General features: G+C 43.7%; 18 protein-coding genes. 3 read left to right on the top strand and 15 right to left on the bottom strand.

Translation table 11 applies throughout. The features are described 5' to 3' along the window. Position 1: 1 nt before the first annotated feature. From KSW37_RS02885 to KSW37_RS02940, 12 genes are all read right to left on the bottom strand, one after another. Entirely contained in the window at positions 2-388 is a 387-nt protein-coding gene (locus KSW37_RS02885) for a hypothetical protein (protein ID WP_217313251.1), read from the bottom strand. A gap of 44 nt (positions 389-432) precedes the next feature. Beyond that, a complete protein-coding gene (gene traK, locus KSW37_RS02890) occupies positions 433-1047 on the bottom strand; it encodes a conjugative transposon protein TraK (protein WP_217313252.1) in 615 nt (204 codons plus the stop codon). A 43-nt stretch (positions 1048-1090) separates the two neighbouring features. Continuing rightward, positions 1091-2227 (bottom strand): hypothetical protein, encoded by a 1137-nt coding sequence (locus tag KSW37_RS02895; protein WP_094881039.1) that lies wholly within the window; start codon positions 2225-2227, stop codon positions 1091-1093. A 6-nt stretch (positions 2228-2233) separates the two neighbouring features. Then, positions 2234-3019, bottom strand: coding sequence for a DUF5045 domain-containing protein (locus KSW37_RS02900; RefSeq protein ID WP_217313253.1), 786 nt, complete (start codon positions 3017-3019; stop codon positions 2234-2236). A gap of 81 nt (positions 3020-3100) precedes the next feature. Further along, positions 3101-3829 carry a hypothetical protein gene (locus tag KSW37_RS02905; RefSeq protein WP_254359436.1) on the bottom strand — a complete coding sequence of 243 codons (729 nt, stop codon included), beginning with the start codon at positions 3827-3829 and terminating at the stop codon, positions 3101-3103. Between the two features lie 64 nt (positions 3830-3893). Continuing rightward, positions 3894-6452 (bottom strand): hypothetical protein, encoded by a 2559-nt coding sequence (locus tag KSW37_RS02910; RefSeq protein ID WP_217313254.1) that lies wholly within the window; start codon positions 6450-6452, stop codon positions 3894-3896. Between the two features lie 6 nt (positions 6453-6458). Continuing rightward, positions 6459-9017, bottom strand: a complete 2559-nt coding sequence (locus KSW37_RS02915) for a TraG family conjugative transposon ATPase (protein WP_217313255.1) — start codon at positions 9015-9017, stop codon at positions 6459-6461. A gap of 6 nt (positions 9018-9023) precedes the next feature. Continuing rightward, the gene (locus tag KSW37_RS02920; RefSeq protein WP_022121903.1) at positions 9024-9341 is read right to left on the bottom strand and encodes a hypothetical protein; all 318 of its coding nucleotides are present in this window, start codon (positions 9339-9341) and stop codon (positions 9024-9026) included. 150 nt (positions 9342-9491) lie between these two features. Next, a complete protein-coding gene (locus KSW37_RS02925; protein ID WP_153138108.1) occupies positions 9492-9794 on the bottom strand; it encodes a DUF4133 domain-containing protein in 303 nt (100 codons plus the stop codon). A gap of 51 nt (positions 9795-9845) precedes the next feature. After that, positions 9846-10223 carry a DUF4134 domain-containing protein gene (locus KSW37_RS02930; protein ID WP_217313256.1) on the bottom strand — a complete coding sequence of 126 codons (378 nt, stop codon included), beginning with the start codon at positions 10221-10223 and terminating at the stop codon, positions 9846-9848. Positions 10224-10327: 104 nt separating this feature from the next. After that, a complete protein-coding gene (locus KSW37_RS02935) occupies positions 10328-10666 on the bottom strand; it encodes a DUF4134 domain-containing protein (protein WP_217313257.1) in 339 nt (112 codons plus the stop codon). Continuing rightward, positions 10656-11192 carry a hypothetical protein gene (locus KSW37_RS02940; RefSeq protein WP_010537136.1) on the bottom strand — a complete coding sequence of 179 codons (537 nt, stop codon included), beginning with the start codon at positions 11190-11192 and terminating at the stop codon, positions 10656-10658. The genes KSW37_RS02935 and KSW37_RS02940 overlap by 11 nt, the downstream gene beginning before the upstream one ends. A gap of 439 nt (positions 11193-11631) precedes the next feature. Here KSW37_RS02940 and KSW37_RS02945 point away from each other — a divergent pair, with 439 nt between their 5' ends. Genes KSW37_RS02945 through KSW37_RS02955 form a run of 3 tightly spaced genes read left to right on the top strand, consistent with a single transcriptional unit; the run spans position 11632 to position 15321 of the window. After that, positions 11632-12723, top strand: a complete 1092-nt coding sequence (locus KSW37_RS02945) for an AAA family ATPase (RefSeq protein ID WP_125104700.1) — start codon at positions 11632-11634, stop codon at positions 12721-12723. Positions 12724-12729: 6 nt separating this feature from the next. Beyond that, entirely contained in the window at positions 12730-15036 is a 2307-nt protein-coding gene (locus KSW37_RS02950) for a S8 family peptidase (protein WP_071122661.1), read from the top strand. Between the two features lie 15 nt (positions 15037-15051). Then, on the top strand, positions 15052-15321 hold the full coding sequence (locus KSW37_RS02955) for a helix-turn-helix transcriptional regulator (protein WP_071122662.1): 270 nt from the start codon (positions 15052-15054) through the stop codon (positions 15319-15321). A gap of 47 nt (positions 15322-15368) precedes the next feature. Here the strand turns inward: KSW37_RS02955 and KSW37_RS02960 are convergent, their stop codons facing one another. The 3 genes from KSW37_RS02960 to KSW37_RS02970 form a co-directional block, all read right to left on the bottom strand. After that, positions 15369-15620 carry a hypothetical protein gene (locus KSW37_RS02960; RefSeq protein WP_071122663.1) on the bottom strand — a complete coding sequence of 84 codons (252 nt, stop codon included), beginning with the start codon at positions 15618-15620 and terminating at the stop codon, positions 15369-15371. A 112-nt stretch (positions 15621-15732) separates the two neighbouring features. Further along, complete coding sequence (locus KSW37_RS02965; RefSeq protein WP_022328238.1) at positions 15733-16587, bottom strand: nucleotidyl transferase AbiEii/AbiGii toxin family protein; 855 nt, start codon at positions 16585-16587, stop codon at positions 15733-15735. A gap of 10 nt (positions 16588-16597) precedes the next feature. Further along, positions 16598-17182, bottom strand: coding sequence for a type IV toxin-antitoxin system AbiEi family antitoxin domain-containing protein (locus tag KSW37_RS02970; protein WP_010537134.1), 585 nt, complete (start codon positions 17180-17182; stop codon positions 16598-16600). Positions 17183-17297: the final 115 nt, after the last annotated feature.

Consider the following 17297-nt stretch of genomic DNA (forward strand, 5'->3'; position numbering starts at 1 on the left):
GTTATTTGTCTTTATAAGGATGGCGTGCATCCTCATTGGTTCTTACTATATTCTTTGCATTCCCCATATTCTGATGGCGAGCCTTTATCAAGGAGTCCTGTCGCTCCGTGGCGGTGCGTCGCTCTCCCTGATAATGATAAGCTCTTGCCATGCGATAGATGTTGAAACTGAAACTCACACCTACAAAACCGAACACGATGACCAGGAACAGTGTCTTGTGCAGGTCGGCAAACCTCTGTACCTTAGCTGCCGCCTTGTCAATTCTGCACATCTTGGCAAACTTTCTTCCGGCTCTCACGTCTCGCTCATAGCGTTCCTTGTATTTGGGGTCATCCTTGTCGGGCATCTTCTCCCCAACGAGCATCTGCTTAAATCCTTTTGTGTTCATCGTTATTTCTTTTTTTACCTTTTTACTTCTTTACCCTTTTACCTTTAATAGTTCGACTTTGTCTTCTGGTCAATATCCTTGTTGAGCAAGGTTCTCCAGTTCACTATCAGCAATCCATGTGGGTTGTTGTCAGTCCTCGGAACTCGTTTCAGTTGTCCTGCCGTCACCAGTTCACGGGTCAACACATTGGTTCTGCGCTCGATGCGCTGTCTGCCGTAATAGGTAAACTCCATCTTCTCCTTGTCAAACTTGATGCTGTCACAGAAGATGCTGAACACGGCACTCGTTCCCATGATGTTGGAGTAGAATCCCTTCTCCTTTAGCGTATTGTACTGTGCCAATCCAGTCTCATCCACCAGGTACATGGCTTTCTCCATCGTGTATTTGATGTACTTGTCATCAGGTGCCAACGTAAAGAAGTAGTGATGGAACATCTCGATATGACTCTTTGCTTCCACATCCAGTGTCTCATCCATCGTCGTACGCTGCACCAGAATTGGCACGTTGCCATCCAATACATAGATTTTGTTCTGTGCATCCACCACCATATTCTTCGCCGTCCAGATGCTACTGATACTTATCAGCACGCACCCAACCAGAAACAGACTACAGATGATAGTCACCAACTTCACCTTATTCTCTAAATTCTTGATTACCATTGCTATTTCGTTTTTACCTTTTTACTCTTTTACCTTTTTACCTTTAATGAACAACATGCGCCAATGTTCCCTGTGCCGACATTTTGGCTTGCTGTGCCACACCCTCACCGAAGTTTCTGGTGGAGAAGGCAGTATCGCCCTCTGGTATCATCCATGCCGCAAGGTCTGGAACCAAGTTCAGACACTTCAATGCCACGATACTTGCTGCCATCAGATACCCTGCCGAGAAGAACGAGTTTTGCAGATATGCTGCCATCGTCTGCTCACTGGCGGTAATAGCCGTCAGGTTCTCCACCTGTATGCAGAGCACAATATCAAAGAGCAGCAGTACGTAGAATCCTACGAAGTAGAGCATGGCTCCATAGAAATGCACGGTCAGATACCTTGTCAGCCACTTCGCCCAACTGCTTTCCCATTTCGGCAATAGCGAGAATGCCCATTGTATCGGTCCGAATATCGTCAGCATTCCCAATAGTATCTGTTGGCAATAGATGGTACTCCACCAACCGATACGAAACACAATCAATGCTATCAGCATTACTATCTTGTCGATGTTCACTACGGCTCCTGCAGTCAGTGAGGTAAACCACAGCTTGGCTGCGTCCTTTTCCATGTTGGTCACTTCATCCACACCTGTCTGCTCCATGGTCGATTCCACCAGATTCGGGTCTGTTGTTCCCTTATGGGCAATGTCTGCCTGGGCTTGTACGTTGGTGTACATCGTGTCTCTGGTGTAGATGAGCTGCTGAACTTCCGTAAACTTGTCCTCTATCTGTGTGGCTTCCGCCTCATATAGGTCATGGGTATAACTTCCAATGGAGTTTGGTATGTAACTCAGAAAGTCCAGTACGCACCAATTGCTGCCACTGTTCGTCATGCCTGTATCGGCAGGTGGGTACCACCAACAGAGGATGATGCTTATCACCAATGGCTTGAATAGTTTCATCACATCCAGTGGCTCATGCTTCACCATCATCTTGTAGGCCATGTTCGCTGCCACCACGATAGAGAAGAGGGCGGCTAATGCCATACACATCTGGACGACCCACCAAAAAGGTCCGTTTGAGCCTGTAAAAGTAGCGTCGCACAGAAACTCGTTGGTCTGGAAAATCACGTCATCAATCTCTTCTTCCAAGATATTGATGCCGAAGTCGGATAATATGCTACTGTTGTCTGCCATAACTCCTTATCTGTTTATTTTCAAATCATTGTCATCCTCATTCGAGCCGTTATTACTGCCAGAAGATGTGTTGTTTCTCACTGCCATTCCTGCCTCTCGCCATTTGCTGGATGCACTGCTGATGATACTTCGTTTGTTGGCGGTCTGGTAGTTACCGTTTGCTGTCAACAATTCCTTGGTCTTGCTGGCATTCGACATCTGCACCAGTTGCTTCACAAGTGTCTCGTTCTGTTTTGCCACATCTGCATAAATCTGTAGGTACATCTTCTTACGCTTGGCATTGGGCATATAGGCATCCTTGGTGGCTTTGATGGCTGTCTCATAGACATGATAGCATTCTGTCCAGCGTTGGTTGTCACCGATGGATCCGCCTACAGGCAGGATGCGGTCGATGTTGCTCTTGAAGGCATTCATCTTGCTGTTGATTTTGCTTCCTTCCACTTTCCAGGCGAGGTCAATCTGACGGTCTGCCATATTCAACGCCTCAATCTCTGCTCTTTTGGTCAGGGCAGAGTCGATGGCTTCGGCATATTCCACTTGATTGTAAGCTCCGATTCCTGCCGTGGTACGAAAACCGAGTTTGTTCTTACTCGCAGCCGATTTCTTGTAACTGCTGTGCAGTAACTGATAGTACAATTCTGGTGACAGACTTCCGCTACCGATTTCCATTACCGTTATCTGGTTCTTTTTCGAACTGTCATGATTGTATGTCACATAACTCTGGGCATTGCCTGTCATGGCTATGCCCAATAATAGTAATATAGCTCCTGCCTTTGTTTTCTTTCTATCCATGTCTATACATTATTATATAAGGGTTACTAACTCTCACTATTTGCTAACAAATGAATTCTTCATACTTCACTCTTCACTTAACTAATATCCGAGTTTACCTGCCACTCTCCACCGACCGAAGGCATCTTCCAGTATTTGCTGCTTGCTTTTGGTTCGGTAAACCTTTTCTTTCCAATAGCCGATGCGCACTTGGATATATCGCCACGACTCAAAGTAGCTTTTGTTCAGATGCTTCTCTATATTGTCAAGCGAGGTGTTGATGCTTTCCAATACCACAAGAAGGTCTGCCGTGGAACACGCTGCCGCTCCTGTGGCATACAGCACCAAGTCGCTCACGCTTTTGTAGAGATATTCGCCTTCATTTGCGATATTCTCTATGGCTCGTCGGTTAATACCTATCAGTATGGTATCGGCAAGCGAGATGCGCTTTCGTTTGATGACTTTTTGGTTGTAGTCATCCAACAGCTTCTTATAGTCCGATATTCTGTCGCTCACACCCTCGTAGGTGGAGTACACGTTCAGACTGGTTCGTAAACTTTGATATAGCACATCTATCACATCAAATGCCCTGGTGTACTTGTCAAGGTCAACGTTCAGTTCCTTGTATGCCTTGATCTCGTCCTTACTGTAACTGTGCAATAGTTTATTGCTGTATTCCAACGTGCTTCGTGCAAGCAACAGACTCCGCTGTTTCTTGTGGTCATTGATGTAGGCTTCCACGCTGGCAACATCAAATCCCCATTGGGCGAATGTTTTAGAGGGGAGGGCGAGGAGCAAGATTGCTACCAGCAATGTTCTCACAATATCCATTCGTCGCTTCTTGTTCACTGGCCCTGCAACCCTCTCCGCTGCATCAGCCTTGTATTCTTTTCTATTACTCATTTTCATTGTCTTCATCATTAAACTTGCCGTGATAGTCATCTGAGTGTTTGGTGTCGGCAGCTTTTCTCAACCAACGTTTCTTGCATTTCTCCACCAGTGTCAACCGTCGTCCTTCGTCAGCATTGATATGTGGAGCGATGTCCATCAGCACGTCGATGATGTTGCGCTTGTAGTGCATCATCTTCTCCAACGATACCAAGTCTGCGTATATCTTGGTGATTCTGCTGTCCACCTCTCTGGCTATCTCTAACCTATCGCTCGACCATAGCAGATGAAAGGTATCATCGGGGTTATTGTCATCGGCAGGTGCGCTCTTAGCATATTCGGTGGTTATCTTGCACGATGGATATTCCTGTGCGATTTCCGAGATGCGCTTGTTCACTTCGTCTGCCTTTTCCTGCTCGGTCTTGCTTGGGTCAAGCGTTATCACATCCACTACCGAGGTGTTGGTGTATTCCGATGTCAGCTCCCAACTGATCTGCAGGATGGCTCTGTGTATCTTGATGCCCAAGAAATATTTCGGCTTTCGGGCAATCTTCAATGTTGCCTTGAAGGTGATGATGCCGTTGATGTTGGGCATGGTGGCTTTTCGAATGTAAGTATAGCCGCTCCATGTTCCTTCCCCTTGCCAAGTCAGGTTGTAGGCGCTCTTGCAGTCGTTCATAATGGCTGGTATGCGATAGTAGTCATCCGTCGCCACGTCATTGTCCTTTCCTGCCTCTGCCTTGGCTTCCTCTATTTTCCTTTGTTTCTGTTGCCATGTGGCAAGTTCTTTGTTCAGTTGTTCGATGGAAGCCATGTTCTTGTTGTATTGCTCCCGATACTTGGCTGCATCTTCCACACTTGCATTGGCGATTTGCTTGACAAGTGATTTGTTCTCCGCTTCCAACTGATTGATTTGCGATTGCAAAGAGGTTATCTTGGCATTGGCTTCCTGCTCCTGCTTATACAAATCTGAGAGGTCAAGGTTGTTCTCTGTCACAGATGTTGTCATGGCGCATTTCTTGCTGTGGTCATTCAGCGAACCGCCACAACTCTTGCATTTGTATTGTGTGGTGCCTTGCCCCAACTGCACACCGTCGCTGCATGTCACACTAATGGTCACGCTCTCGCATCCCTTCAGTTTGGCGGCATCGGTTGCCTGATAGTAGTTGCGTGCATCACTGCCTATATAATAGGTATAGCCTTCCTCGTTGTCATTCCATTCGCTCAACCGGGCTTGCAGTTGTGCCTTGAAGGTGTTCAAGTCCATCGAATAGGAGTCAAAGACTGCCTCATACACTTCTTCTGTCTTGTTCCAACTCTTGTACACCTGTATCTCGTAGGCGTATGCCTTCTGTTTCTGTCCTTTTTTCTTGCTACTGATGATGTAGCTGTTCAACCAATAGCTGATACTGTAGGTAAAGCCATCATTCTGGTTGTTGAGCTGTTGCACCCTTGTTCTTGACCATCCTGCATGATTCTCCGAGTTTTGCAGGATAGCTTCCTTTTGGCTATTGTTGGGATAGAAGTTGGCATCCTTGGTGTTGATTCTGTACCAGTGGTCGCCTTTCAAGATGCTGTTGTCATCGGTGGGCGGTACATAGTCGCACAATTTCTCTCGTCCTTGGTCTCGTCGGGCGATATACCATCTTTGCGTGTAGTAGTTTCCTGCCGTCTCATCCAGATAGTCCGTCATCCATGAGGTGAGGTTATAGTTGGCAAGAGAGAAAAGTCCTGCCACGTTGTCCTTGCCTCCAATCATTCCCAAGAGGGTGTTGCCTACGCTCTTGTCGAGACTTTTGAACAGCGAGGAATAGTTATCCACAATGTCGATGGCTGCACTGAGCTTGCCTTGGAAGAGGTCGTTGAACTGGCTGCTCTGCAACAGGGCATTGCCGATATTGTTCATTCCTGCTCCTGCAAGGTTGGCTCCTGCCTTATACAGATTGTCGATGTCGGCTTTCAGATTGTCCACTGTAAAATTGCCTGGCACCTTCGACAAATCGTCCAACATCTTCTTCCAATCCACGTTGCCAATCTCTGAAAGTTTCAGTATGGCAGCTATCTCCTGGTTGATTTGTAGAAAGGCGATGTCCGAGAATGTGAGGGTGCTGTTTGTTACCACACTCTCAAACTGCATGCACAGGTTCTTGGTGTCGTCACATATCTTCATCAGATAGGTTCCCCAATACAGGGCAGTCTGCGGACTTTTCAGCATCATTCCTGCCACCGTCCATATCTTCGGCATGATTTTGCCCGACACCATGTTGTAGATACGGCGGTAATAGTAGTTCTCTGTGCAACTGTTCCAGATGCCCAAATCCGTCATTGCCTTGCGTTCCAAGAATTTTGAGGCGAAGATGCCGGCACTTGCCACTTCTGCTGCATTATAATGCTTCAAGATGTTCTGCACCTGCTCGTTATAGTATGCCTCTGCCACGGCTTCCGTTCCGTATGCAGCTGCCATAGCAGCTACCGTCTGCCTGTCATAGTTCACGCTGTAGTACTGTGCGTCAGCCTTTGCCAACACACAGACTATCAGCATTATGATGGATAGAAGTCGTTTCATCTTTGATTACTTTTTATTTTCGTTCCCTAAATTCAGTACTTTTCCTGCCTGATTTACCTTTTGAGCAAAGGCGAGGCTCTTGCTGATACCACTTGCATCCCAATCCCTGCAATAGGCTTCAATAGCTTGCTGATGATTGCATTTCAACTCTCGCTTGTATAGCTTCAACGCTTCCTTTTCCGCTCGCTCCGTGGTGTAGGTCATATAGCACTCATGCGGTTCCTCCACACCATACACATTGCTGGTCTGTCCTCGTCTGATGAACACTTCACGGAAGAAACTGCGCCCTTCCTTATTCTCCAAACGGTTAATGGTGAAGATTTTCTTGCAGTCCACATCGGTCAAACCGAGTATCGCCTTGATGGTGTCAAAACGTTCCTTGAACTTGCTTTGGTCGAGCAGCATCACCACATCAGAGTTGTTGATGATGGCTTCCTTAACTATCTCACTTCCGATGATGTCCTGTATCTCCTGCGTCACCACACCCACGCTTGCCCAGAATTTTCTGGCGGTCTTATACAGATATTTTATGTATTCCGCCATCATGGGCGAGGCGATGGCTTTCCATGCCTCCTCGATGATGAGCATCTTTCGGTTCTTTTTGATGCGCATCTTCTGCAGGAACACGTCCATGATGATGAGCGTCACCAGTGGAAAAAGCAGTGGATCATCCTTGATACTGTCGATTTCGAAGACGATGAAGGTCTCATCAAACAGACTGCTGTCCATATTCTCATTCAGTGTCACATCGTGGCTGCCTCCTTTATAGAAGTCCTTCAACAGATAGTTGTAGGATGACAGGTCTATGCCATGCAGACCGTTCTCCTCGCATATCTTCGGCAGTCGCTCAGTACTGAACTCATAGAAAGTGTTGAAACAGAGGTTGCTCACTCTCTTGGTGGTGAAATAGGCATCGTAATACTCGTTGATGACTTGTTCTATCAGTCTGTCTTCGGTCTTGCTCACTGTGCCTTGACTTCCTTTCCATATCAGCATCACGAGGTTTTTCAGGAATCCCAACTTTTCGATGTTCCATTCCTCTCGCTTGATTTTGAAAGGGTTCATCGTGATAGGATGCTCCTCGGTATAGGAAATGTATTTTCCGCCGAAGTATTCACACAGTCCCTCATACGAGTTACCTGTATCTACCAGCACGATGTCGGTGTCCTGCTCATGGGCTTGGCGCACCATGGAGTTTACATAAAAACTCTTGCCGCTTCCCGAAGGACCGAGGACAAAGAAGTTGCTGTTGTCGGTCAGCTTATTTCGTCCCTCTTTCCCTGATATGTCGATGGCCACAGGCACTCCTTGACGGTCGGTATAATAGACCATGAATGGCGTGTCCTCGCTATGCACAATCTTTTCCTTGTACATCAGGCAGGTGGCAGCATCGCCCAAGGTCAAGAATCGGTCGTAGTCGGCATTCATCCCATAGCAGTTGCCGGGGAAAGAGTTGACAAACAGTTCCAACTGGTTGTAGGCTCGCTTCGAAATATGGATGCCCATCCTGCCAAAGGCATTTTCCAGATGGTTGGTACACTTTTGTATATCCGTGTCTGGCTTCACCGTCACTATCAGATTATAGTGGGTATATACCAACAGCTTGTTTTCCCTCGCTATCACCTCCTGCACTCGCTTGATGTCCTCCACGGCTATCAGATTGTTTGGGTTGGGCATACTGGCATGGCGATTCTTCTTTTTGTCTAACAGAGCAAGCTCACGCTTCTGATTCGGCACAAAGATGATTTGGTTATACACCACACTCTCCACACCAGGAATGCTGTCCACCAATGCTACCAGATCCACTGGCATACTTGTGTTGTTCACCTCGATGTTGGTAAACGGACGGATTTGTGTCGGCAAGTTGGCGCAATCCACATCCACAAGACTATATACCTTACAGCGTCTGTCACCCATACCTATCATCTCGTCATACACCTTGAATCCTGTCATGCTCACCATCTTGTCACGGAAGTTCATGGCAAAGAAACGGTCAACATACAGACTTGCCTCTTGTTTGTTTAAGAACTCTGACTTGATACCGGCATCCTTCAGCTGGTCTTGCACCTTTCTGATTTTCACTAAGAAATCTCGCCATTTCTTGTTGTCGAAAGACATCAGACGACTCTTCTTGTTCTCCTGCGTAATGGTCAGATAGGTCATGCTGTCTGTATATTCTCTTCCGTTGAAATAGCGGAAGTAGGATTCTGACAGGAACTCATGGCCTTTGTCACTCTCATCCTTGAACTGTTTTCTGGTAAAAATGTCCTGCTTGTGCAGGGCATAGCCTTCACCCAGAGTCTGTGCGATGGCAGCAAACAGATTGGTGAACTCATAATAGCTGTCTATATTGGCAGAATACTTCTGCACTGGGTTCTCCATTCTCAGGATGGCAGAATACTCTCCAGTCTTTGTATAGAGCACACCGATACCGTCCGTGTCTTCCACGGAGAAGTAGATGTCCTGAAAGATTTTCTTCCGCTTGCCACCAGTACCAAAGGCATAAACCGATATGGCCATGCCAATGCAGATTGCCACGAAAAATAAGATTACATATAGTACCATATTCGTTTATTCTTCTGTTTCTTCGGATGATTGATGATTTTCTCCCATACTGGATGATTTGTTGTCATTCTCTTGATAAGAGGTATTGTAGCTTTCTTCGCTATAAAGGGTTGATACACTATCCTTTGCAGTGGAATCCATCCTGTTTGTTTGTGTTTCCACGGTCGCAGGATGTTCTTCTGCCTCTCTCGCCCAAGCAGCTCTTGCCTTGTCAGCACTCCTCATGGCATCCAATGTGGGTGGCTTGTAGGTCTTGTCCTTGCATGCGGTCAGCAATATGCCAGCCAATGCCATAATGATAATGTTCTTTGCTTTCATGCTCATAACCATTCTTTTATATCAAAGATGCGATACTTTCGGCAGAAACAAATAAAGGTAGGCCCACACCCTTGGGGGAGAATGAGCCTACCAGTCGTTCACTTTCTACTTGTCATCCACATCTTGGTCATGTCGATACTTTTTTGTTTCACATTTTTATATGCGCTTGCTGTAGGCATAGATAAACACTCCTTGGTCGTTCTTCTTGGTATGCATTCCCTTCCGTTGTTTGAACATGATGAGACCTGCACCCGTAGCGATTGCCACGACCAACACTATCAGTCCTGCAATGATACCTATCAGACAGTAGGCGGCAATGAAGCCGATGATGGCTCCTCCTGCTGTGGCTGCTGCCCAATAGATGTACCGCCCCTGTATTCCCATGAATTCAAGGGGTTTCTGGAGTCCCTTAAATAGTGGGTAGTCTTGGTAGCGGATTTCCTGCTCTTCTCTTGCCATTCTTCACGTCGTTTCTCACTTACTGAATATGCACAGAATAACTCTCACTCGTTAGTTGGTCACACCGAAGAACAATGGCAATGCCTGTGCTGCTGCCACGAGGAAGATACATGCTCCTACAATCATCATGATCTTCTTCTTGACATCCTGCTCCTCATTGTTCATGGCGATGTAAACGCTGATGGCACCCACTACGGCAACAACACCTGCAATGGCATAACAGAGCTTGACCACAATAGGCACGTATTTGGCTATTTCCTCCGTCACAGTTGTCAAGGCAGTAGTTCCTGCTGTGTAGTCACCTGCCGAGTTTTGCGCCATGGCAATGCCACCGCCCACAAGGAGCATAAATGCCAATGTCTTCAAGCGTCCTGAAGAGAGAACGCTCTTGGCGGTCTTCTTCAAATGGTTCGTTGTTTTCTTAAACATTCTTTCTTGTTTTACTTGTTAATGATTCGTTTGGAAACACCTTATTATAATTATATAGAAAGGTGTTGTCGCTTTCACATGATATACTCTTCTGCAGTTGAGTCTTAAATCTGGTAGCCAAAGAATGCCGGGAACAGGATGGATGCGCCTATCATAAACAGACAGGCACCTATCAGCGTCAGTATGGACTTGGTAACTCCATCTTCCCCTGTGTTCATCTTGATATATATCTGCAAAGCGGATATAATCACCATCACAGCAGCGACAGCGTATGTCAGATACAGCACATACAGCATCATCGTCACCACATAGTCGTGCATCCCTGCCAATGCGTCTGCTCCCCAGCTATAGTCCACATTACCGCATTTGGCTGATGCTGACAGGGGGAGCAGCGCAAAGACAAAGGAACTTATTACATTCTTTATTATATGGCTAAATTTCATCCTTGACTGGTATTGTTTTGATGTTTGGTTGTCCTGGTTTTGTCTCGCCTTGTTTCAATAGGCTCTCCGTGAAGTCGTCCTGCCATAGTCCGTCTATCCATATGGGAGAAGTGGACTCCATCTGCCCATCCATCTTTTCCTGCAACGACTCGGCTGCGTTCTTCGGCTTCTGTTGGTTGACATCATTTCCTTCGTCTTCATCAACATCATCTTCTCTGCCGGAAGAATCCGTTTCTGGAGAATAACCACTCATTCCGTTGTTCTCTGTTCCCATGCCATAGCCCTCATCGTATGATGTGCCGTCTTGGAAACTCGTGTCGTATTGCTTGTCGGCAACGCTAAAGCCACCATCGCTTTCGTTGACGGCTACAGCAGCTTCCTCTTCCGTTATGTTGCTGATGTCAAACACCTCCTCATTGCTTTTGGCTTCTTCCTTCTTACCATACAGGTCTCTTGTTATCATCACCGCATAGTAAATAGCGTATGCAATGGTAAGGCTGATGGCGAATATCAAAAATGGACTCATATAATACTTTGTTTTATTGATGATTTATACTCTATGCAGTGGCAAAAGTGCCAGTTGCGAGTGCAAAGTAAAGAGTAAAATCCGACATAAAAGAATTTTGTAAAGTATGGCCATCAAAGTTTAAGATATATTCAAATTATAATCATATATCATACTCTCAATCATACTTTAATCAGCTTCTTCTGTTAGTTTTCGCATATTTCTTCCTTATACTTAGACGGATGTTTTTAAGTATAGAATACCTTATCTGTTTAAATCTTGTAATATGTACTTGTTTAATACGAAATATAACATAAAATAGAGGTATTCGTACAGATATTTTGATTTTATGTACGTTTTGTGTTAAAAATGAGTTAATGTTTCAATATGTTTGCCGCATTGGATTTTATTTTATTACTTTTGTATTCAAAAAATAATAATAACATGTATAACAAGCCATATGTCATCAGATATATTAAGAATTATAGAAGGAGGATTGAATAACGATAGGAGAAAAATCATAAGTTACTCCAATCGTTTAGCTACTCGTCTTGAAGCCGAGGGCAACATTCAATTGGCTCGTTGCATCAAAGAGCAAATTCAAAACTCTAACACAAGAAGTTCTGCAACAGCTGATGCCATGCGTATGTTACCTTTAGATTCGGACAGCAAATTGCAAATAGTAGAAGTAATTCCCGAAGACTCAACACGTACCAATATTGTCCTTTCTGATAATGTCGGAAGGCAAGTAGGTGAATTCATTGAGTTGGTGAGGCACAGTGACGAACTGGAACAGGCAGGGGTTAATATGCCTAAGTCCATGCTTCTTTACGGAGCACCTGGTTGTGGCAAGACCTCTATAGCTCACTATGTCAGTGAAAACACCAATTTACCATTGGTGGTAGCAAGATTGGATGGAATTGTTTCATCACTTCTTGGTAGTACAGCAAAGAACTTAAGAAAAATATTCAGCTATGCTAGTAGCATGCCATGCATCTTGTTTCTTGACGAATTTGATGCTATAGCCAAGGCACGTGACGACAATCACGAGCTGGGAGAACTGAAGCGTGTCATCAACAGCTTGCTTCAAAACATTGACTCCATGCCAACTTCTTGCGTTCTGATTGCAGCAACAAACCATCCCGAATTGTTAGACAAGGCCGTTTGGAGACGCTTCACAACAAAAATTGAAGTCGGAATGCCTGATGACGAAGCAAGAAAAAAAATAATTTTGGACTTAACATCTGGGTTCAATTGTCCTTTTGTAGAGGATGGACAAAAGATGAAAACGGTTTGTGACTTAACAAAAAAAATGTCTCCCTCTGACATCTCTACGATATTTAACAAACTAAAAGTGAAGGGCGTTATCAATGGAAGCAAAGCTATTGAATATGAGGACTTACTTGTTACTATCTTTGAGTTCGAAGGAAAAGACGAAGCACAAGATAAACTCATCATGTTCCTTAACACAAACGGAGTTAGTCAAGCCAAGATTGTACAAAAACTAAATATTAGTGCAAGATTGGTCAGAAATGTATTATCTAAAAAATAGTGAATTATGGCAAAAGAATATCCTATACAAAATGTATCTTTTAGGGGAGAAACAGACAATTTCTTGACGGAAGCTGGTGGTGGCAGTGAATTACCAAAGTGGGTTAATGATACTGCTATTTCCGTTAATGCAGAAAGGGTTTACGATCAATTGGAGTTGTTCTCAGAATTATTCTCTGATGCAAATAGAACGATGCCTGTGCTTACAGAGATTACACTGAACAAAAAAGCAACAGCTAAATCTCATCGTCCAGCAGTGCGAAAAATGATGGATGTAAACTCTAAACGAAATGTCCTAGGAGTCACATCGGTAGGTAAAATCTTGGTAAAGATTGATACCGCCAATGATTTGAAGAAAATGGAGCGAGGTTTTAAGGTGGTAAATACAGCCAATCTGCCGAAAGACAAAAAGATTGGTTTGTCTGCAATAGAAAACATTTCTCGATACAAGGCTGTTGTTGATGATAGCATTCAAGAAAATGACCGTCTCAAACTGCAGTTGGTTGATTATCTGAATAGTGAGTACAATCATCGTTCTCGTATTGCTTTGAGTATAAAATGCAAGGAATTTGGAGTTGAATTAGAAGAGCTGAATTATGCTAGTAGCTTACGCTTGTTTTCCTTGGAACATGTGTCAGAGGAAGCACTTCAGGCTATTGCATCCATGGATTGTGTCTTGGCGGTTAGAAAAATGCCTACAATAGAATTTGAAACTGCCCCAGACGAAGACAACTCCAGCATCGAAGTGATGACACCATTGGAAGGCGCAACATATCCTGTGGTAGGCTTGTTGGATTCTGGTGTTGGCGATAATGATTACCTGCGTCCTTGGATGATTGATGATGAAGATAATATCGCTGATTTGGAAGATGAAGACATAAACAGAAGTCATGGAACTGCTGTTGCAAGTGTCATCAACTATGGTGATTTTCTTGAAAATAAAGATTTGACGAAATGTGGACCTTGTAAAATAAAGAGTTGTATTGTCAATACAGACAGAACCCAAATATACGAAAACGAGTTGGTAGCCAACATTCAAAATGCTATCGCTAAACATCCAGATATAAAAATCTGGAATCTCTCGCAAGGTACAACAAAAACGATAGATAATGACAGATATTCCGACTTGGGCATCGCATTGGACAGCTTGCAGAAAGACAACAGAATCTTGATTTGCAAATCTGCAGGTAATGTTGATCCAAGAGCAGAAAATCAAAGAATTACTGATGGCGCCGATTCTTTGCTTAGTCTCGTTGTAGGATCTATAGCTCATAAGAAAACTACCAATAATGATGCTAAAGAAAATGACAGAAGTCCTTTTTCTCGCATTGGTCCTGGTGTTGAAAATGCAGTAAAGCCAGATTTGGTGCACTATGGCGGCAATATGGATACACATCTGTCCCTGTTTTCAGAATGGGGAAGACAGTTTTGCCGCTGGAGTGGAACTAGTTTTTCTACTCCGCGAATTACAGCTTTGGCTGCTAATCTTAATCAGATGATTGGAGGTGAATGCAATCCCTTGCTTTTGAAAGCATTGCTTGTTCACAACTCTGATTACCCTGTAGGTTTATCGAAAACGCCAGAAGAACTTCGCAGGGAAATGGGGTTCGGTTTGCCATCTGTTATTACAGATATGCTTAACAACGATGCTGATGAGTGCACTATGGTTTTTCATCAGACTTTACAGAAAGGAACAAATATTGTTTCTTTGGATTTTCCATACCCACAAAGTTTGGTTGAAAACGGTTATTTCATCGGTGAAATTACATTGTCAATGGCTGTGAATCCTGTAATTAATGCGGGGCAAGGTTGTGAGTATTGCCAAAGTCAAGTGGATGTTCTATTGGAAACTTATGACCATGTTGAACATGTTCAATTGGGCGAAGGTATGATGCGCAATGAGTCAAGAACATCAAAAGATGCCGTTAATGTACTCAATGCATCGATTTATAGCTCAAAAGCTTTCAAAAAGGAGTTCGCAGAAGAACGTATGCTGATTGAACAGGGAGATAAATATCAACCTATCAAGAAGTATTATGTTGATCTTTCCAAGATGACTGACACTAACAGGAGAAAGGCATTGGGAGAAAACAGAAAATGGGCACTGAAACTCACTGGACTCTACCGTGATGCAGCTGTACAAGCTTTGGAGAGAGACGGAGAAGTACTTTCGCAAGACGTTGTTGTCGTTGTGACAATAAAAGACCCTAGACATCGTGGCACTATATATACCGAATGTCTCGATTTACTAGAACAAAGAGGATATGTACACAACGATATCAATATTCATAATGATATTAGAGTTGATAATTAATGATCGTACTTTATTATGGCTACATATGATTTTTCAAACGCCATTCCCTATGTGCCCACTCATGTTGGAGAACTGATAAACGACGAGCTTGTTGCGTCGGGACTGTCTGTAGAGCAATTGTCAGAAAAAGCTAATATCGAATTGATAGCTTTAAATGAAACAATTTCTGGGAAAAGACAACTATCCACAGAAATGGCTTTACAGATAGAATCAGTTATGGGGATTCCTGCTTCATTGCTTCTGAACATCCAAATTCAATACAACAGTTTTCTGCGGAGAAAATGAATATTCTCCGTAGAAAACTATCGTTTTTCAAACTTTCCCATATCACCTTACCAAAACAGATATGCTATATAATACACCAACAGCATCCCAAGCAGGAACACTGCCACACTGCATCCTATCTTCAATCGTTCCAATACCTCGTCTTGCTCCAGCCCCTTGCTATGTTTGATGATGACAACGATTGATACTATATCTATCAACAATACAGCATATATCATGGCTGGCAGATAGTGAATATGATCCACCATCCACCAGTGTATATCCGCTATATCGTCATATTCCACTTTTGCTTCCCTCATGCTTTCTTTCTCCCTATTAGACAATCGTTTACATCCTTATAATCTTTGCTTATGAAAAGGGCATAAAAAAAGCCCTCCGAAACGGAGAGCTTGGCAAATTCTTGGTGAACTGTTATTTTTCCATGTATTGTTTCAGTTCCTGTGTGATATATGTCCAAACTTCTTGGAAGGTTAGTGGCTCCTTGAATTTGATTTTCTTCAAATAACTATTCCACATAATATTTCGTTTGGCATCTGTCGCAAAAGAATCCTCGAAAAGGCTATATTCCGTAGAGATGGCGGTGCCTCTATTCTCAAACGTGGCTGTGATGGCTTCTTGCAATGTGTCCAAGTCAATATTTCCTGCTTTTAGTATTCTGTACACATCAAAGAAGTCTTTCATGCGGCTGTTCTCTGTCGCATGGTCTATCATTGCCTGATACTTTTCAGCCACCACGGTCTCTAAAGAGTAAGCCAAGATGTCAACTTCTGGTAATGTGTCCAGCAACACCGGATAAGAAAGGTCAACGGGTGCAGGAGTTATGATGTCGCCAAAGCCTACATCCATGGAAATAACTTGGCTTGCCGTGTCAAGTCCTACCTTGACATGCACTCGCACACCATTATATTCTTTTTTGAGAGTGATTTCTTCTACGCTAATGCTGTCCTTTTCAAAGACAACTCCGTCTTCCGGACATTCTATGTCGCATAAATTTCTGAATGTCTCCTTGATATTGTCCAACTCACGGCTAATCTGTTGACCAAGGAAATCTATGTCCAATGTTGGTCTTGCTTTCAAATGCTCATGGGCATACAGTAATGCACCACCTTTCAATATAAAGCGTTCTTTGTATGGACTTACCGACAGACGGTACAACAGACGCTCCTGAAAGTATCGTGTCAATATCGATTGGTAGAAGACATTCTCTTCTTTCGATATATTAAGCAGTTTCGCTCTTACCGAGCGAGCATAATTCTTCGTTGTCATATTTATTATTTTATAGTTCCATTTGTAGATATGTTCCCAATGTTTTGGCAACTCTCAGTTGTGAGGCATATTTCATCAGTTTGCTGACATTACGATCTCTGCGTTTCAGATATTCCTTTATAATCTCCGTACAGACATCTATGCCGATTTTGTTTCTATACTTTACTGCATCACAGACACATTTCTCCACGTCATATATTCTCACCTTGAAACCCTCAATCTCTGTATTCGTAATTCCAAGGTTAAAGGCGGTATCACTCCAATGGTATAGTGTAATTGGGGGATAATCTGGAAGGGTGATTTTTCGGCCTCTTTTTATTGCAAGACAATATTCTTGTGGTACCTGTGTAGTCAACTGATAATGTGACCAAGCGGAATACAGACACAACACACCACCAGGAACAACCTTTTCCACATCAAGCATTTGACTTGCCAAATGGTCATCGGTTGCATACACACCTCTTTTTATTCTGGTGAGTTCGCCATTCTTGGCGGCTTGCAATACTTTATAGTATGCAGCTCTTCCTGCCATATCTTTTGCAGAGATATAGCCTTCAGATTTTGGATTTGTCATACGCTTTTCCATGATTTGCATCTTTAATTCTGTACAAAGTTACTACATATTTTCAAAAATGTAGTATGTTTGTACGGAAATCTACGCAAAAATCACGCAAAATATAGTTTTCTACGGAGAATATTGACTTTCTCCG

This window comes from Segatella copri, from assembly GCF_019127135.1.
Lineage (GTDB): Bacteria > Bacteroidota > Bacteroidia > Bacteroidales > Bacteroidaceae > Prevotella.

What these genes read in the sequence shown, in the direction of transcription:
- KSW37_RS02970 (WP_010537134.1), bottom strand. Translation starts at nt 17,182, where the DNA reads ATGCAAATCATGGAAAAGCGTATGACAAATCCAAAATCTGAAGGCTAT.
- KSW37_RS02895 (WP_094881039.1), bottom strand. Translation starts at nt 2,227, where the DNA reads ATGGCAGACAACAGTAGCATATTATCCGACTTCGGCATCAATATCTTG.
- KSW37_RS02940 (WP_010537136.1), bottom strand. Translation starts at nt 11,192, where the DNA reads ATGAGTCCATTTTTGATATTCGCCATCAGCCTTACCATTGCATACGCT.
- KSW37_RS02960 (WP_071122663.1), bottom strand. Translation starts at nt 15,620, where the DNA reads ATGAGGGAAGCAAAAGTGGAATATGACGATATAGCGGATATACACTGG.
- KSW37_RS02945 (WP_125104700.1), top strand. Translation starts at nt 11,632, where the DNA reads ATGTCATCAGATATATTAAGAATTATAGAAGGAGGATTGAATAACGAT.
- KSW37_RS02930 (WP_217313256.1), bottom strand. Translation starts at nt 10,223, where the DNA reads ATGTTTAAGAAAACAACGAACCATTTGAAGAAGACCGCCAAGAGCGTT.
- KSW37_RS02900 (WP_217313253.1), bottom strand. Translation starts at nt 3,019, where the DNA reads ATGGATAGAAAGAAAACAAAGGCAGGAGCTATATTACTATTATTGGGC.
- KSW37_RS02925 (WP_153138108.1), bottom strand. Translation starts at nt 9,794, where the DNA reads ATGGCAAGAGAAGAGCAGGAAATCCGCTACCAAGACTACCCACTATTT.
- KSW37_RS02885 (WP_217313251.1), bottom strand. Translation starts at nt 388, where the DNA reads ATGAACACAAAAGGATTTAAGCAGATGCTCGTTGGGGAGAAGATGCCC.
- KSW37_RS02915 (WP_217313255.1), bottom strand. Translation starts at nt 9,017, where the DNA reads ATGGTACTATATGTAATCTTATTTTTCGTGGCAATCTGCATTGGCATG.
- KSW37_RS02965 (WP_022328238.1), bottom strand. Translation starts at nt 16,587, where the DNA reads ATGACAACGAAGAATTATGCTCGCTCGGTAAGAGCGAAACTGCTTAAT.
- KSW37_RS02920 (WP_022121903.1), bottom strand. Translation starts at nt 9,341, where the DNA reads ATGAGCATGAAAGCAAAGAACATTATCATTATGGCATTGGCTGGCATA.
- KSW37_RS02950 (WP_071122661.1), top strand. Translation starts at nt 12,730, where the DNA reads ATGGCAAAAGAATATCCTATACAAAATGTATCTTTTAGGGGAGAAACA.
- KSW37_RS02905 (WP_254359436.1), bottom strand. Translation starts at nt 3,829, where the DNA reads ATGGATATTGTGAGAACATTGCTGGTAGCAATCTTGCTCCTCGCCCTC.
- traK (WP_217313252.1), bottom strand. Translation starts at nt 1,047, where the DNA reads ATGGTAATCAAGAATTTAGAGAATAAGGTGAAGTTGGTGACTATCATC.
- KSW37_RS02955 (WP_071122662.1), top strand. Translation starts at nt 15,052, where the DNA reads ATGGCTACATATGATTTTTCAAACGCCATTCCCTATGTGCCCACTCAT.
- KSW37_RS02935 (WP_217313257.1), bottom strand. Translation starts at nt 10,666, where the DNA reads ATGAAATTTAGCCATATAATAAAGAATGTAATAAGTTCCTTTGTCTTT.
- KSW37_RS02910 (WP_217313254.1), bottom strand. Translation starts at nt 6,452, where the DNA reads ATGAAACGACTTCTATCCATCATAATGCTGATAGTCTGTGTGTTGGCA.